18 protein-coding genes are annotated in these 13,920 nt (G+C 65.7%); 9 read left to right on the forward strand and 9 right to left on the reverse strand.

Annotated elements, in window-relative coordinates:
- Nucleotides 1-6 precede the first annotated feature (6 nt).
- A complete protein-coding gene (bamA, locus tag M2282_RS08295) occupies nt 7-2,409 on the reverse strand; it encodes an outer membrane protein assembly factor BamA (protein ID WP_280808306.1) in 2,403 nt (800 codons plus the stop codon).
- Nucleotides 2,410-2,475: 66 nt separating this feature from the next.
- On the reverse strand, nt 2,476-3,132 hold the full coding sequence (locus tag M2282_RS08300; protein WP_280808307.1) for a nuclease-related domain-containing protein: 657 nt from the start codon (nt 3,130-3,132) through the stop codon (nt 2,476-2,478).
- Between the two features lie 420 nt (nt 3,133-3,552).
- On the opposite strand from M2282_RS08300, the gene M2282_RS08305 reads away from it, so the two are divergent.
- The 4 genes from M2282_RS08305 (at nt 3,553) to M2282_RS08320 (ending at nt 6,300) form a co-directional block, all read left to right on the forward strand.
- A complete protein-coding gene (locus M2282_RS08305) occupies nt 3,553-4,710 on the forward strand; it encodes a porin (protein ID WP_280808308.1) in 1,158 nt (385 codons plus the stop codon).
- A 211-nt stretch (nt 4,711-4,921) separates the two neighbouring features.
- Nucleotides 4,922-5,089, forward strand: a complete 168-nt coding sequence (locus M2282_RS08310) for a hypothetical protein (protein WP_280808309.1) — start codon at nt 4,922-4,924, stop codon at nt 5,087-5,089.
- 15 nt (nt 5,090-5,104) lie between these two features.
- Nucleotides 5,105-5,698, forward strand: coding sequence for an ATP-binding protein (locus tag M2282_RS08315; protein WP_280808310.1), 594 nt, complete (start codon nt 5,105-5,107; stop codon nt 5,696-5,698).
- A gap of 74 nt (nt 5,699-5,772) precedes the next feature.
- The gene (locus tag M2282_RS08320) at nt 5,773-6,300 is read left to right on the forward strand and encodes a hypothetical protein (protein WP_280808311.1); all 528 of its coding nucleotides are present in this window, start codon (nt 5,773-5,775) and stop codon (nt 6,298-6,300) included.
- 19 nt (nt 6,301-6,319) lie between these two features.
- On the opposite strand, the gene ureG is transcribed toward M2282_RS08320, so the two are convergent.
- The 3 genes from ureG to ureE all read right to left on the reverse strand — a co-directional run bounded on the left by ureG (nt 6,320) and on the right by ureE (nt 8,427).
- The gene (ureG, locus tag M2282_RS08325; RefSeq protein ID WP_013543232.1) at nt 6,320-6,970 is read right to left on the reverse strand and encodes an urease accessory protein UreG; all 651 of its coding nucleotides are present in this window, start codon (nt 6,968-6,970) and stop codon (nt 6,320-6,322) included.
- An 18-nt stretch (nt 6,971-6,988) separates the two neighbouring features.
- On the reverse strand, nt 6,989-7,672 hold the full coding sequence (locus tag M2282_RS08330; protein ID WP_280808312.1) for an urease accessory protein UreF: 684 nt from the start codon (nt 7,670-7,672) through the stop codon (nt 6,989-6,991).
- 170 nt (nt 7,673-7,842) lie between these two features.
- Nucleotides 7,843-8,427, reverse strand: coding sequence for an urease accessory protein UreE (gene ureE, locus M2282_RS08335; protein ID WP_280808313.1), 585 nt, complete (start codon nt 8,425-8,427; stop codon nt 7,843-7,845).
- Between the two features lie 64 nt (nt 8,428-8,491).
- On the opposite strand from ureE, the gene M2282_RS08340 reads away from it, so the two are divergent.
- Nucleotides 8,492-8,716 carry an AbrB/MazE/SpoVT family DNA-binding domain-containing protein gene (locus tag M2282_RS08340; RefSeq protein ID WP_013543229.1) on the forward strand — a complete coding sequence of 75 codons (225 nt, stop codon included), beginning with the start codon at nt 8,492-8,494 and terminating at the stop codon, nt 8,714-8,716.
- Nucleotides 8,713-9,105 (forward strand): type II toxin-antitoxin system death-on-curing family toxin, encoded by a 393-nt coding sequence (locus M2282_RS08345; RefSeq protein WP_280808314.1) that lies wholly within the window; start codon nt 8,713-8,715, stop codon nt 9,103-9,105. Before M2282_RS08340 ends, M2282_RS08345 begins: the two co-directional genes overlap by 4 nt.
- A 12-nt stretch (nt 9,106-9,117) precedes the next feature.
- On the opposite strand, the gene ureC is transcribed toward M2282_RS08345, so the two are convergent.
- The 4 genes from ureC to M2282_RS08365 are packed head-to-tail and all read right to left on the reverse strand — an operon-like array spanning nt 9,118 to nt 12,075.
- Nucleotides 9,118-10,836 carry an urease subunit alpha gene (gene ureC / locus M2282_RS08350; protein ID WP_280808315.1) on the reverse strand — a complete coding sequence of 573 codons (1,719 nt, stop codon included), beginning with the start codon at nt 10,834-10,836 and terminating at the stop codon, nt 9,118-9,120.
- A 3-nt stretch (nt 10,837-10,839) separates the two neighbouring features.
- Nucleotides 10,840-11,145, reverse strand: coding sequence for an urease subunit beta (locus tag M2282_RS08355; RefSeq protein WP_280808316.1), 306 nt, complete (start codon nt 11,143-11,145; stop codon nt 10,840-10,842).
- Nucleotides 11,146-11,150: 5 nt separating this feature from the next.
- The gene (locus M2282_RS08360) at nt 11,151-11,750 is read right to left on the reverse strand and encodes a HupE/UreJ family protein (protein WP_280808317.1); all 600 of its coding nucleotides are present in this window, start codon (nt 11,748-11,750) and stop codon (nt 11,151-11,153) included.
- 22 nt (nt 11,751-11,772) lie between these two features.
- Nucleotides 11,773-12,075, reverse strand: coding sequence for an urease subunit gamma (locus M2282_RS08365; protein ID WP_013543224.1), 303 nt, complete (start codon nt 12,073-12,075; stop codon nt 11,773-11,775).
- Nucleotides 12,076-12,289: 214 nt separating this feature from the next.
- Between M2282_RS08365 and M2282_RS08370 the strand changes: the two genes are divergently transcribed.
- Genes M2282_RS08370 through M2282_RS08380 form a run of 3 tightly spaced genes read left to right on the forward strand, consistent with a single transcriptional unit; the run spans nt 12,290 to nt 13,886 of the window.
- Nucleotides 12,290-13,027: a DUF6402 family protein gene (locus M2282_RS08370; RefSeq protein WP_280808318.1), complete on the forward strand. Its 738-nt coding sequence runs from the start codon at nt 12,290-12,292 to the stop codon at nt 13,025-13,027.
- Nucleotides 12,958-13,488, forward strand: coding sequence for a DUF6402 family protein (locus M2282_RS08375; RefSeq protein WP_280808319.1), 531 nt, complete (start codon nt 12,958-12,960; stop codon nt 13,486-13,488). Before M2282_RS08370 ends, M2282_RS08375 begins: the two co-directional genes overlap by 70 nt.
- Entirely contained in the window at nt 13,488-13,886 is a 399-nt protein-coding gene (locus tag M2282_RS08380) for a hypothetical protein (RefSeq protein ID WP_280808320.1), read from the forward strand. Before M2282_RS08375 ends, M2282_RS08380 begins: the two co-directional genes overlap by 1 nt.
- Nucleotides 13,887-13,920: the final 34 nt, after the last annotated feature.

The following is a 13,920-nucleotide window of genomic DNA, read 5'->3' on the forward strand; positions in this document are numbered from 1 at the left end:
TCTGCTTCAGAAGGAGGTTCCGATCTGGAACTGGAAGCGCTGCGTGCGGTCCGCCGCGATCCCGTTGGCGGTGTCCGCCTTCTGGTAGGCGAGCGGCACCGCGTACGCCAGGCGCAGCGGGCCGAGCGGCGAGATCCAGCTGATGCCCAGGCCCGCCGATGCGCGCAGGCGGTTCTGCGCTTTCCACTGCGCATCGGTCATGCTGGCCGTGCGCTCGGCGAACACATTGCCCGCATCGAAGAAGGTGTAGAGCCGCAGCGACCGGTCGTTGCCCGCGCCGGGGAAGGGCGTGCTGAACTCCATGTTGAAGATCGCCTTGCGCGTGCCGCCGAGCGCACCGCCCGTGACCGAATCGACCGGGCCGAGCGAGTTCTGCTCGAAGCCGCGGATGGAGCCCAGCCCGCCCGCGTAGAAGTTCTTGAAGATCGGGAACGTGGTGTCGCCCAGCGCCTTGGCATAGCCGAGCTGCCCGTTGACGGCCAACGTGTACTGCTTGGACAGCGCGAAGTACTGCTGGTACTGGTAGTCGGTCTTCAGGTAGCGCAGCGCGCTGCCCACGCCCACCTCGAGGTTCGCACGCTGCAGCCGGCCGGTGGTGGGCACCAGCGCGCTGTCGCGGTCGTCGCGCGACCAGCCCACCGTCGCGGGAATGCCCACCACGTTGCTGCCGGTGCACACCACGCTCGGCGCGGTGCCGGTGCACTTGAAGTAGTCGAGGTAGGCCTGCGGCGTGCCGGTGTAGACGTAGGAACCATCCACCAGCGTGTACGCGCCGTTGGTGCCGGGCGTGAACGAATAGCGCTCCACGCCGATGCCCAGGAACACCGTGTCCAGTTCGCCCAGCGGCAGGCCGAAGCGCACCGAGCCGCCGTCGCTCGCAAGCTTGTAGTTGCCGTCGGCCTGGTAGTAGGGCCGCGTGGTGGTGTGGAAGACGTTGAACGTGCGCGAGATGCCGTCCTTCGTGAAGTACGGATCGGTCGCCGTGAGCGAAATCGAGCGGTTGTACGAACTGGTGTTGACCTGCAGCCCCAGGTAGTTGCCCGAGCCGAACACGTTCTCCTGCGTGATGCCGAAGCTCAGCGAGATCTTGTCGGTGGACGAGTAGCCCGCGCCCAGCTGCAGCGAGCCGGTGGGCTTCTCGGCCACGTTGACCGTGAGGTCGACCAAGTCGTTGCTGCCGGGCACCTCGGTGGTCTCTACAGTCACCTCGGTGAAGTAGCCCAGGCGGTCGACGCGGTCGCGCGAGAGCTTGATCTTGTTGCCGTCGTACCAGGCGCCCTCGTACTGGCGGAACTCGCGGCGGATCACCTCGTCGCGCGTGCGCGCATTGCCGCCGATGTTCAGGCGCCGCACGTACACGCGCCGCGCGGGCTCGGCCTTCAGCACCATCGTGACGCGGTTGCTGGTGCGGTCGATTTCGGGCTCGGCCTTCACACGCGCGAACGCGTAGCCGAAGGTGCCGAAGTAGTCGGTGAAGGCCTTCGTCGTGGCCGTCACGTCCTCGCCGTTGTAGGGCGTGCCGGGGCGGACTGTCACCAGGGTCTTGAACTCGTCTTCGCGGCCGAGGTAGTTGCCTTCGAGCCGCACGCCGGCCACTGCGAATTTTTCGCCTTCGGTGATGTTGATCGTGAGGTCCAGTGACTGCCGGTCGGACGAGATCGCGACTTGCGTGGAGTCGATGCGGAACTCGAGGTAGCCGCGCGTGAGGTAGTAGGAGCGCAGCGTTTCCTGGTCGGCGTTGAGCTTGCTGCGCGAGTACTGGTTCGACTTGGTGTACCAGGCGAGCCAGCCGCCGCTGTCCTGGTCGAACAGGTCGAGCAGCGTGCCTTCGCTGAAGGCCTTGTTGCCGACGACGCGCACGCTCTTGATGCGCGCCGACTCGCCTTCGACGACGGTGAAGGTGAGGTTGACCCGGTTGCTCTCCAGCGGCGTGACGGTGGTCACGACCTCGGCGTTGTAGAGGCTGCGGCTCACGTACTGCCGCTTGAGTTCCTGCTCGGCGCGGTCGGCCAGCGCCTTGTCGAAGGGGCGGCCTTCGGCAAGGCCGATCTCGCGCAGAGCCTTCTGAAGCGCCGCCTTCTCGAATTCCTTGGTGCCGACGAAATCGACATCGGCGACGGTGGGGCGCTCTTCCACGATGACGACCAGCATGTTGCCGTCGGTGTCGATGCGCACATCTTTGAAGAGGCCCAGCTCGAACAGCGCGCGGATGGCTGCGCTGCCGCGCTCGTCGCTGTAGTCGTCGCCGACCTTGATACCGAGGGTCGAGAAGACGGTGCCGGGCTCGACGCGTTGCAGGCCTTCGAGCCGGATGTCGCGGACGGTGAACGGCGTGGCGGCCCATGCGGGAGTGGCGGCCATCGAGATGAACAGTGCAGCGATGGCCGCGAGGGACTTGGGGAGATGCATCGCCGCATGGTCTCTGCCAATGTCGGAGAAATATGGGACGCTCTCCGGGGCCTTTGGTAAAGCCCGTTACTGCAATCCCATTGCACGCACGACGGGCCATCGCATGGGCGGTTGCTGCTCGCTTCTTTCTCGGCAATTCTGCAGATGCCTTTCCATGGACAGGTCGCCCTGGATGTCGAGCAGCCGCTGCACGGTGCGTTCGACGGCGTGGGCATCGAGTAGCGGATAGGTGCGCGCGGTGCGCCCGTTGTTGCGCACGAGCCGCGCGATGTAGGGCAGGTCTTGCTGCGTGATGACGGCGGCGGGCATGACGCCTTCGAGCTCGACGCCTTCGCAGGGCAGGAGCACGAAGTACTGCAGGCGCAGGTCATCGGGCAACAGGCTGCGCAGCTGCGTCGTCTTGCGGCCGCCTTGCCATGCGGGGTCTTTCACTTCGCGTGCGCGTGTGCATCCATTGAGCCGGAGAAACCAGCGCGGCGGAGCCTCGTCGGACTTCTTCCGGTAGACGAAGGCGTTGCGCCACGCCTTGATCTCGAACAGGTACACACCGGTTTCGCACACGATGACGGCGTCGATGCGCGCCGTGGGAACGGCGCACCCGGGGGGCATGGGAATGATCAGGTTGCGAAGAATGCGCAGATGGGAAAAAGCCGGGGTGAATGCATTCGCCAGCTGCTGAATGCCCAGCGATGCGGCGACGGTGCTTCGCAGAACAATGGTCATGTGGACTCCTTCGGGATGGCGAAGCATTGCTTGGCTTTTGGGAGACTTTTAGTACGTGCTTCTTGGAGAGGCGCACGGTCTGCGCTGCGGCGCTGCGAACCCCGCTGTGCCGGCCCTTCGGGCTCCCCTGCGGTGCTCGCCTTTCGCGGGGTCTCGCAGAACTCGCTGCGCTCAAACAGCTGCGAGCCCTGATTCGCGAAACGCTGCGCTCCTCGGCGGCACAGAGGGGTTCGCAGCGCCGCAGCGCAGACCGCGCGCCTGTCGTGGCTTTGATGCCGCCGGGCGCTCGCGTCGCGGTGAGTGCGCTCAAAACAACACCGTGTGCAAAGCACGCGGCGTCCACCAGATTCCTCCAAATTTGGACGAGACCATCCGTTCAGCCGCTCGATGTAGAGCAGCTGAAAACCCGGAGAAACCTGAATGAAGAAATCCCTCACGGCACTCGCCGCGCTGGCCGTCACCGGCCTGGCCTCTGCCCAATCGTCCGTCACCCTGTTCGGCGTCATCGATGCCGGCGTGAGCTACCAGAGCGCCACGTCGCGTGACCCGGTCACGGGTGCGAGCAGCAAGCAGAGCCAATGGAGTCTTGCCAACTCCGGCTACAACTCCAGCCGCATTGGCTTTCGCGGCACCGAAGACCTGGGCGGCGGCCTGGCCGCCAGCTTCTGGCTCGAAGCGCCGATCAGCAACGACGATGGCGCGACCGGCATCGCCAGCTTCAACCGCCGTTCCACCGTCAGCCTTTCCGGTGGCTTCGGTGAACTGCGGCTGGGCCGCGACTACACGGCCACGTTCTGGAACGACACCGTGTTCGATCCGTTCGGCACCAACGGCTCGGGCTCCAGCGTGATCAACACGGTGAGCGGCAGTACGGGCATCGGCAACTCGAACTATGTGCGCGCGAGCAACATGGTCGGCTACTTTCTGCCGCCGAACCTCGGTGGCTTCTACGGCCAGGTCCAGTACAGCCTGAACGAGAACACCAAGACCAGCACGAGCGACACCACCACGTCGACCAGCAGCAGCGCGGGCCGCTATGTCGGCGGCCGCTTCGGTTACGCGAACGGACCGCTGGACGTGGCGCTGGCGGTGGGCCAGAACGTGGCGGTCGACACGACCGCGCTCACGCGCAAGGTGCAGACCATCAACCTGGGCGCGTCGTACGACTTCGGCCCGGTCAAGCTGTTCGGCGAACTCTCGAACGTGCAGAACAAGTTCGACCTCGCCGTGGGCAACAGCCACGACAGCTACAACGGCTACCTCATCGGTGCGAGCATGCCGGTGGGCGCGGGCCTGATCCGCGCGTCGTACTCCGCGGTGCGTTACGGCGACGGTGCCGTCGGCGTCACCGGCGAAGACCCGCGGGTGAACAAGTTCGCGATCGGCTATGTGCACAACCTCTCCAAGCGCACGGCGCTATATGCCACCGTCGCGCGCGTGAACAACCGCAACGACGCGTCCTACACCGGCAGCCTCACCGCCGCGAGCACGACGGGCTACGGCAGCACGGGCGTGGGCTACACGGGCCTGCCGCGTTCGTCGACGGGCTACGACTTCGGCATTCGCCACTCGTTCTGACGGCGACGCATCCGGCCGGTGCGGCAGGGCGCTTGCCTTGCTGCACGCGGGCGGACGCTCGACGTTCCGACGCAATTCAAGAATGACGCGACGAATTCATCACCTCGCAGGCGTGCTGGCGGCAGCCGGCCTGTCGGGTTGCATCATGCTGCCGCCACCCATGCCTCCCGGGCCACCGCCGGGATTCCGTGGCGGGCCCTCAACTTTTCCAATGGCCTTCGAGCATCGCGGGCCGCCGATGGCGCATTGGGATGTGTGCGAAGGCCAGACCGAAGGCGCACGGCCCGCGTTGCCGGGGCCGCGCGCGGATGCGCTGTCCGGCACCTGCGAGCGCGATGCTTTGGGCGTACTGCAATACCGTGCCCCCGGGCCGCGTTGAAGAAGGACTGCATCCATGTATTCCGGCCATCTCGGGTTCGTCATTGCGGCGGCCATCGCGCTCGGCCTCGCCGGCGTGGTCGCGATGATGGGCTCCCTCTTCATCGCGAACATGCGGGAGAGCGTACGGGCCCGCAACGTGGCGCAGCAGGCGCGAAACGACGCGCAGCAGAAGATGCTGGCGAGCAGCGTGCAGGACCTGCGGCCGTTGCTCGGCGCAACGCCGGGCGCTGAGCGCATCTGTTTTGACATCCAGCTTCCATCCGAAGCCGTGCCTGTCTTCGGCATCAGGGAGGAGCTGTGCGAACTGCTCTCCCAGGTCGCGGTGCATGCGACGAGCGTGATGTCCGCGGGCGCCACGCTGCAGGTTTGCGCACGCGTGGAAAGCGGGCATGCCGTCGTCCACTGGCGCGATCTCCATGCAGAGGATGTGCGGCCGCCGCTCGCGAGGTTCTTCGATGCCCTCGACGCCGCCACGCAGGCCAGCGCACGGGTTTGCGAGCGCATTGCCAGCCGCCACGGCGGGCGCATCTATTCGGCACCGCATGCCGACGGCGCCCTGGGCCTGACGCTGCGGCTGCCATTGCATCCCTCCGGCATCGCACCCTGAAGGGCGTCGGCGGGCGGCGCTTTGGAACTCCGCGCGATACTCGCTGTCCCACGGTGCCGCCGCTTTTCCTTTCGATGCCGAACGTGCGATTCACAGCCTCTTCGTCTTTTCTCCGTGCGCTCGCCGCGGGCGCGATCCTCTTCGCCGCCGGGGCGTTGCATGCGCAAGCCTTGCCACCGGGTGTGCGGCTCGGGATGACCGCCGACGAACTGCAGGCGGCATTGCCCGCCGCCGAGCGCGTGCATCGGCCGCAGCGGCTGGCCGGCGGCCTGCTCGGAAGCTGGCGCGCGGCGCCTGTCGAGATGGCGGGCCTGGTGTTCGAGCCGACCTTCTTCTTTGCCGCTTCGGAGTTGCGGCGCGTCGAGTACGTGGCCACCGCGCAGGCCGTGCCCGACAACGGCGCATCGGCATTCGGGCAAATCGTTCAGTGGGGGCGCGGTGTGTTCGGCGACGAGCTCGCCTCGCGCGATCCGGGCAGCGCCTATGCCGCCTGGACGAACGGCGACACCGATGTGTATGTGCAGCAGGTCAGCGACCCGCGCCGTGCGAGCGTGCGCCTGGTCTACAAGGCGCGGCAGCTGCGGGACGGCAGCGAACTCTGAACGCTGAAGAAAGACCCTCTCAGCCTTCGGTGAGCATGCCGCGCTGCTCGATGAAGGCCACCACCTCGGCCACGCCGGTGTGGGTCTTGAGGTTCGTCATCACATAGGGCCGCTGGCGGCGCATGCGCTGCGTGTCCTGCTCCATCACTTCCAGGCTCGCGCCCACGTAGGGCGCAAGGTCGATCTTGTTGATGACGAACAGGTCGCTCTTGGTGATGCCGGGGCCGCCCTTGCGTGGGATTTTTTCGCCGGCCGCCACGTCGATCACGTAGATCGTCAGGTCCGACAACTCGGGGCTGAAGGTGGCCGCGAGGTTGTCGCCGCCCGATTCGACGAACACCACGTCGGCATCCGGAAAGTCTTCGAGCATGCGGTCGATGGCCTCGAGGTTGATCGAGGCGTCTTCGCGAATCGCGGTGTGCGGGCAGCCGCCGGTCTCCACGCCCATGATGCGTTCGGCGGGCAGCGCGCCGGCCACGGTCAGCAGGCGCTGGTCTTCCTTGGTGTAGATGTCGTTGGTGATGGCGACGAGGTCGTATTTGTCGCGCATCGCCTTGCAGAGCATCTCGAGCAGCGTGGTCTTGCCGGAGCCCACCGGGCCGCCGATGCCCACGCGCAGCGGGGGCAGTCTCTTGGTGCGGTGGGGGATGTGGTGCAGGGCGGAGGTCATGGGTGTTGTCCGGTTCGGTCAGCTTCGAAAGAGGCGGGAATATTGTGTTTCATGGCGGGCCGACAGCACGGCCAGAAGGGGCGCGAAGGCCTGGCGCTCGTCGTCGCCCAGCTTCATCGCACGGTCGACGGCCGCGGGGATTTCGTTCGCCAGCCGCGCGAGGATGAGCTGGCCCGCGCTCTGGCCGAGCGGCACGGCCTTGACGGCCGCCGCCACCATGTTCTCGGCCCAGCCGAAGGCGAAGGCCAGGCACCCGTCGTGCACCGTGGCGCCGCTGCGGGCGAGTGCAAAGGCGAAGGCCACGGGGTAGCTCGCGGGCAGGTCCGCGAAGACCTCGGCCGTGTCCGCGTGGTGGAGCTTGAGCCACTCGACGAAGGATCGGCCCATCTGCTCGGTCTGCAGGAAGAATTCGGCCGATTCGCGGGTGGTCATGACCCACTCGTTGAGTTGGCGGATGCGCTGTGTGTCGTTCGCCTGCCATGCGGGGATGGCCTGCGCGACCAGTGCAAGGTCACCGCGCGCGAAGCTCAGGTGCAATTGGTCGGCGAGCCACTCGACGGCCTTGGCCTCGGAATCGATGCTGGCCCATTCGACCGCTGCCTCGATGCCTTCGGAATACGAGAAGCCGCCCACGGGCAGGGCGGGCGAGGCCAGCCAGATGAGTTGCAGCAGGCTTTGGGCGGCGGCTTTGTCTTCGGCCACGTCAGTTTCCCGGCCGCTGTTGTTCGGGGCGGATGCACAGGCCACCGGGTACTTCCCTCCGCGAATGTCCCCCGGCTTCGCCTCCTCCTTGATTTCGCTCCGGGAAGCACCCGGCGCCCTGTGCATCTGGGGGCGCTGCCGGTGTGCGGCTGATCGACGGGTGCCCTGACTCAGGCATGGTCATGGTCATCGAGCAGCTCGGGTGCGAGCACGAGGGGCTTCGGGCCTTTCGCTTGCGAATGACCGTGGTCGTGGCTGTGGTCATGGCCGTGGTGGTCATGGCTGCCGTGGCCGTGCTCGTGCGAACCGTAGGCGCCGCCCTCGGGCTCGAAGGCTTCTTCCACCGCCACGACGATCAGGTGCATCGACCGCAGCATGTCGGCCAGCACATGGTCGGGTTCGATCTTCAGGTGGTCGGGCTTGAGCTCGATCGGCACGTGCCGGTTGCCCAGGTGGTAGGCCGCGCGCGTCAGGTCGAAGGGCGTGCCGTGGGCCGTGCAGTGGGTGATGCGCAGCACCGGCTGCGGCGCTGCGATGACGCGGATCAGCGAGCCGTCTTCGGCCACCAGCACGTCGCCGCCACGCACCGCGGTGCCGCGCGGCAGGAAGATGCCGATCTGGCGGCCTTGCGAATCGGTGGCTTCGAAACGGCTTTTCTGGCGGACATCCCAGTCGAGCTCGATGGTGGCGGCGCGCTTGAGGAGCACGGGCGCGAGGCCGCGGCCCTGGGGCATGAGTTTGTTGGCGGGGAGCATGGTGGCTTGCGTTCAGCGGGGAGACGTCGATAATATAACGTCCGTTATAACTTTGGAGTCTTGCATGTCGGCACTCAAATTGACCCAGATCGGCAACTCCGTCGGGGTGATTCTTCCCAAGGAAGTGCTGGCGCGGCTCAAGGTGGAAAAGGGCGACACGCTGTTCCTGACCGAGGCCGCCAACGGCGTTACCTTGACCCCATACGACCCCGAGATAGAAGAGCAGTTGAAGCTGGGCCGCGAATTCATGCGCGAATTCCGCGACACCTTCCACCAGCTCGCCAAATGAGCACCTGGCGCTGGATCGACAGGCGCACCTTGATCCTGTTGCATGACGAAAGCCTCGCCGAGCATGGCGGAGCCTCGGGCCTGCGCGACGAAACAATGCTGCAGTCCGCGCTGGCGCGTCCGCTCAACCTCGTGAGCTACGGGTCGCCCGACGTGGCCGACCTCGCGGCCGCCTACGGGTTGGGATTGGCCAAGAATCATCCTTTCATCGACGGCAACAAGCGCGCGGCATTCCTGTCCGTCGGTCTGTTCCTTGCGCTGAACGGCCAGCGGTTGGTGGCGACGCAAGCCGAAGCCACGCTGGTGATGCTCGACGTGGCCGCCAGTGCCATGGACGAGAGCAGTTTCGCCAGCTGGATCCGCGGCCACATGGCACCTCGTTCGCCCTGAGGCACGCAGCATCTAGAACAGGAAATACCGCTGCGCCATCGGCAGCAGCTTCGCCGGCTCGCAGGTCAGCAGGTGCCCGTCGGCACGCACTGCATAGGTCTGCGCATCGATCTCCATCTTCGGCGCGTAGCCGTTGTGGATCAGGTCTTTCTTGCGCACGTTGCGGATGTTCTTCACCGCGCTGAGGTTCTTGCTGAGGCCGTAGCGTTCCTTGATGCCCGAAGCGAGCCCCGCTTGCGACACGAAGGTGAGCGAGCTCCTGGCGAGCGAGCCGCCATACGCACCGAACATCGGCCGAAAGTGCACCGGTTGCGGCGTCGGGATCGATGCGCTCGGGTCGCCCATCGCCGCCATCGCGATGGTGCCGCCCTTGAGGATGGTGAAGGGCTTCACGCCGAAGAAGGCGGGCTTCCAGATCACGATGTCGGCCCACTTGCCGATTTCGAGCGAACCCACTTCGTGCGCGATGCCGTGCGCGATCGCCGGGTTGATCGTGTACTTGGCGATGTAGCGTTTCGCGCGGAAGTTGTCGTTGCGCTCGCTGTCTTCGGGCAGCGTGCCGCGTTGCACCTTCATCTTGTGCGCGGTCTGCCAGGTGCGGATGATCACCTCGCCGACACGGCCCATGGCTTGGCTGTCGGAGCTGAACATGCTGATCGCGCCCAGGTCGTGCAGCACGTCTTCGGCGGCGATGGTTTCCTTGCGGATGCGCGACTCGGCGAAGGCCAGGTCTTCGGCGATGCCGGCATCGAGGTGGTGGCACACCATGAGCATGTCGACGTGTTCGTCGAGCGTGTTCACGGTGTAGGGCATCGTGGGGTTGGTGGAGGAGGGCAGGAAGTTCGCCTCGCCCACCACGCGCAGGATGTCCGGCGCATGGCCGCCGCCCGCGCCTTCGGTGTGGAAGGCGCAGATCGCGCGGCCACCCACGGCCGCGATGGTGTTCTCGACGAAGCCCGATTCGTTGAGCGTGTCGCTGTGGATCGCAACCTGCGTGTCGGTGGCGTCGGCCACGTCGAGGCAATTGCTGATCGCCGCGGGCGTGGTGCCCCAGTCTTCGTGCAACTTGAGTCCAATGACGCCGGCCTCGATCTGCTCGTGCAGCGCGTCGGGCAGGCTCGCATTGCCCTTGCCGAGGAAGCCCAGGTTCATCGGGAACGCATCGGCCGCCTGCAACATGCGCTCGATGTGCCAGGGGCCGGGCGTGGCCGTGGTCGCGAAGGTGCCGGTCGCGGGGCCGGTGCCGCCGCCGAGCATGGTGGTCACACCGGAGGACAGCGCCTCCTCGATCTGCTGCGGGCAGATGAAGTGGATGTGGCTGTCGATGCCGCCCGCGGTGACGATGTTGCCCTCGCAGCTGATGATCTCGGTGCCGGGGCCGATGACGATGTCCACGCCCGGTTGCACGTCGGGATTGCCGGCCTTGCCGATGGCGGCGATGCGGCCGTCCTTCAGCCCGATGTCGGCTTTCACGACGCCCCAGTGGTCCAGGATCAGCGCGTTGGTGAGCACGGTATCGACCGCGCCTTGTGCCCTTGTGCGCTGCGATTGCGCCATGCCGTCGCGGATGGTCTTGCCGCCACCGAACTTCACCTCTTCGCCGTAGCCGCCAGCGCGCAGCGTGTAGTCGGCTTCGACCTCGATCAGCAGTTCGGTGTCTGCAAGACGGACCCGGTCGCCCACGGTGGGGCCGAAGATTTCTGCATAGGCGCGTCGCCCGATGGTGGCCATGTTTTAGAGCTTTCCTTGAACCAGGCCACGAAAGCCGTAGACGATGCGATCGCCCGAGTAGTCGACCAGTTCGACCGTGCGTTGCTGCCCCGGCTCGAAGCGCACCGCGGCGCCCGAGGCGATGTTCAGCCGCATGCCGCGCGCGGCTTCGCGGTCGAAGCCGAGGGCGCCGTTGGTCTCGGCGAAGTGGTAGTGCGAGCCGACCTGGATCGGTCGGTCGGCGGTGTTCTGCACCACCAGCGTGAGGGTGCGGCGCCCGGGGTTGAGCGTGTGGTCGCCGTCGTCGATGAGAAGTTCGCCAGGGGTCATGGCGATCAGACGGCCTGTGCCAGCAGCGTTGCGCCCAGCACCACCACGGCGGCACCGGCCGCGCGCGGCAGCCAGGCGTTGGCATGGCGCAGCGCCCAACCAAGGGCGATGCCTGCCAGATGCAGCAGCACGGTCGCGCTGACCATGCCGGCCAGCGTGAGCGCGGCACCTTGCTCGCTCGCGAGTTCGTAGCCGTGGGCCACGCCATGGAAGACGGCGAACACGCCGACCACCGCCATGGCGACAGCCGCCGGCAGGTGAACGCGCGTGACCACCAGCAAGCCCAGCACCAGCAGCGAGGCCGCGATCATCGGTTCGACGGCCGGCAGCTGCACGCCAGCCAAGCCCATCAGCGCGCCCACCAGCAGCATGCCGGCGAAGGCCAGCGGCGCCCACAGCAGGTCGGGCCAGGCACGGCGCGCGGCCAATGCGCTCCAGAGGCCGACCGCGACCATGGCCGCCAGGTGATCGGCGCCGGTCAACGGGTGCAGGAAGCCGGTCGTGAAACCGTGGTGCAGGCCGCCGTCGACGCCGGTGTGGGCGCTGGCCGCGAGTGGCAGCAGGAGGGCGAGAAGGGCAAGGGTCTTGGAAGTGGTGTGGCGCATGTCGGTTCTTTTGTGTGGCGGGTCAGACGATGGGCTGGTGGACGGTGACCAGCTTGGTTCCGTCCGGGAAAGTGGCTTCGACCTGGATGTCCGGGATCATCTCGGCGATGCCGTCCATCACGTCGGCGCGGGTCAGCACCGAGCGCCCGTCGCTCATGAGTTCGGCGACGCTTTTGCCGTCGCGGGCGCCTTCCATCACGGCGGCGGAGATCAGGGCAATGGCTTCGGGGTAGTTGAGCTTCAGACCGCGGGCCTTGCGCCGTTCGGCGAGCAGCGCCGCGGTGAAGATCAGCAGCTTGTCTTTTTCGCGCGGGGTCAGTTCCATGGGAGCGGCATCGGGTGGCTGAGAGAAGAGTCGGCCATTATGGGCAAGCCTTCTTCTTTGCAACAGTCGTGCCCTGTTCGCCAAAAGTCGTACGGATTGCACGAAAGAGGCGTTTGGGTGCCGTGCGCGATGCGTTGGAGGAGCACATGCGGAGTACCTTGCGGGCGCCGATCGCCGAGCGGGCGCCGGTGTTCTGAAGCAGGGGAGATAAAAAATGCAATCGAAAGCAGGCGAGAGGATCGATTTTCGGAAGTCGAACAATTTCATGCGTTCCTGGTCGCAGCAGATCGGGGAAATCTGCCATGTGGAGGTCGCGCTGTCGTCGAACAGGGCGCCGCCGCCGATGCGGGGCAAGCCTGTCGCTCCCGTTGCTCGGAAAACGGTGGAAGTGCCCGTCAGGAGGAAAGCCAAGGACGACCCATATGCCAACACCATCCGCGGAGCGATCAAGGCGACAGAAGCAGTATCTGGCGCTGCGGCCAGCATGTCGCACTGGCTCAAATCCCCTCCACTCCCTCCGAAAGAGAAGTCGAAGCCCCTAGAAGCGGTACCGCCCTTCGACATCCAGGACATTCCGGGCGCAATGCGAAAAATCGGTGCGCCGCTCGGGGCGGATTTGATGGACAAATGGTTCGCTGGGGCGTTGAACTTTCCACCCACGGCGGCTGACGAGCGCAACGGCATCAACCAGAACGGCGTGCCATATCCGCCGAGCATGATCGATACCACCTCCGTCAAGATGGATTGGGTCATGAAGTTCGCCAGAGCCAAAAAGGGACTGGACCATCTGATGTCCCGACTTGGAACGCCGAGGGCGCGAAAGGAGATCGCCAACGCGCTGCGTCCGTACCGGAACCGACGCGACAGTCGGTCCTGGCTGGAGTGCCAGGGCGACATCGTTCGCTTTCACAAGGAGTCCAGTTTCAGCAGGCGCCGGTCGAAGGCACCCTGAGTCAGAAGCTGACGCAATTCATCACGCAATCGCTTTTCAGCGAAGGCGTTCCTGACGACCTGACGTGCGCGCTGGGCTCCTTCAATCTTTACGCTGCGGTCTCGCACGCGTGGTTCGACCACAAGAACAAGGCGGCTGTCGTGACCCATGTTTCCGTCTACGTGAAAGACAACTTCACATTCACGGACGTCGCGGGCGATGCATCGCAATACCTCGGCCATTGGAGTCGCAGCCATGTCGCGATCGTCCCAGCCCACCAGGTCGCGGCGCTGTCGAACGTCGGATGGCTCGAGTACGCGGTGGTGCACGGCAATGTGCACGCCAAGGACGCTGTGCTGTATCCCGTGAAGAACGCGGAATTCCGCGCCTGGCAACGCAAACACAATCAGGGCGGCGACTTCATCATCTACACCGACAAGATCGTGATGAAGCTCGACACGCCGATCAGTGTGGCTTTGTGATGCCCGACATTCGCACCGCGCTGCGCCGCAGCGCCCCTGTCCTGCGGTGGGCGATTTGCGCCGCTATCGTTCTGTTCGGTCTCAAATATTGCTTCGAAGCGAAGGACCGTATCCGCGCAGACAAGCATCCTGACGAGTGGTGGAGCGAGGTTTCACCCGTCCTGGACGGTGCCTACACGGCCCGACTCGTCTTCACGAGCCGTTCGACGATTCTGTTGAGGCTATATCGCACAGGCGAGCCCACAGTGCTGGCGGAGCGGACATACAAAGAGGCCGGCGTTGCGCTTCGTTGGTCAGAAGATGAGCTGGTCTACGACATCGCCGACGAGTCTTTTCTGGGCGGTGGCATCCAACTCCCGCCGACCCGGCTCGACAAGCTTCTTGCGGCATTGCCCTGAGTAACCGTCGGAAGCCCAGGCAGCCGGCGCAGCA

Origin of the sequence: Variovorax boronicumulans (genome assembly GCF_029892485.1) — a bacterium.
Taxonomy (GTDB): domain Bacteria; phylum Pseudomonadota; class Gammaproteobacteria; order Burkholderiales; family Burkholderiaceae_C; genus Variovorax; species Variovorax boronicumulans_B.

What these genes read in the sequence shown, in the direction of transcription:
- bamA (WP_280808306.1), bottom strand. Translation starts at nt 2,409, where the DNA reads ATGCATCTCCCCAAGTCCCTCGCGGCCATCGCTGCACTGTTCATCTCG.
- M2282_RS08300 (WP_280808307.1), bottom strand. Translation starts at nt 3,132, where the DNA reads ATGACCATTGTTCTGCGAAGCACCGTCGCCGCATCGCTGGGCATTCAG.
- M2282_RS08305 (WP_280808308.1), top strand. Translation starts at nt 3,553, where the DNA reads ATGAAGAAATCCCTCACGGCACTCGCCGCGCTGGCCGTCACCGGCCTG.
- M2282_RS08310 (WP_280808309.1), top strand. Translation starts at nt 4,922, where the DNA reads ATGGCCTTCGAGCATCGCGGGCCGCCGATGGCGCATTGGGATGTGTGC.
- M2282_RS08315 (WP_280808310.1), top strand. Translation starts at nt 5,105, where the DNA reads ATGTATTCCGGCCATCTCGGGTTCGTCATTGCGGCGGCCATCGCGCTC.
- M2282_RS08320 (WP_280808311.1), top strand. Translation starts at nt 5,773, where the DNA reads ATGCCGAACGTGCGATTCACAGCCTCTTCGTCTTTTCTCCGTGCGCTC.
- ureG (WP_013543232.1), bottom strand. Translation starts at nt 6,970, where the DNA reads ATGACCTCCGCCCTGCACCACATCCCCCACCGCACCAAGAGACTGCCC.
- ureE (WP_280808313.1), bottom strand. Translation starts at nt 8,427, where the DNA reads ATGCTCCCCGCCAACAAACTCATGCCCCAGGGCCGCGGCCTCGCGCCC.
- M2282_RS08340 (WP_013543229.1), top strand. Translation starts at nt 8,492, where the DNA reads ATGTCGGCACTCAAATTGACCCAGATCGGCAACTCCGTCGGGGTGATT.
- M2282_RS08345 (WP_280808314.1), top strand. Translation starts at nt 8,713, where the DNA reads ATGAGCACCTGGCGCTGGATCGACAGGCGCACCTTGATCCTGTTGCAT.
- ureC (WP_280808315.1), bottom strand. Translation starts at nt 10,836, where the DNA reads ATGGCCACCATCGGGCGACGCGCCTATGCAGAAATCTTCGGCCCCACC.
- M2282_RS08355 (WP_280808316.1), bottom strand. Translation starts at nt 11,145, where the DNA reads ATGACCCCTGGCGAACTTCTCATCGACGACGGCGACCACACGCTCAAC.
- M2282_RS08360 (WP_280808317.1), bottom strand. Translation starts at nt 11,750, where the DNA reads ATGCGCCACACCACTTCCAAGACCCTTGCCCTTCTCGCCCTCCTGCTG.
- M2282_RS08365 (WP_013543224.1), bottom strand. Translation starts at nt 12,075, where the DNA reads ATGGAACTGACCCCGCGCGAAAAAGACAAGCTGCTGATCTTCACCGCG.
- M2282_RS08370 (WP_280808318.1), top strand. Translation starts at nt 12,290, where the DNA reads ATGCAATCGAAAGCAGGCGAGAGGATCGATTTTCGGAAGTCGAACAAT.
- M2282_RS08380 (WP_280808320.1), top strand. Translation starts at nt 13,488, where the DNA reads ATGCCCGACATTCGCACCGCGCTGCGCCGCAGCGCCCCTGTCCTGCGG.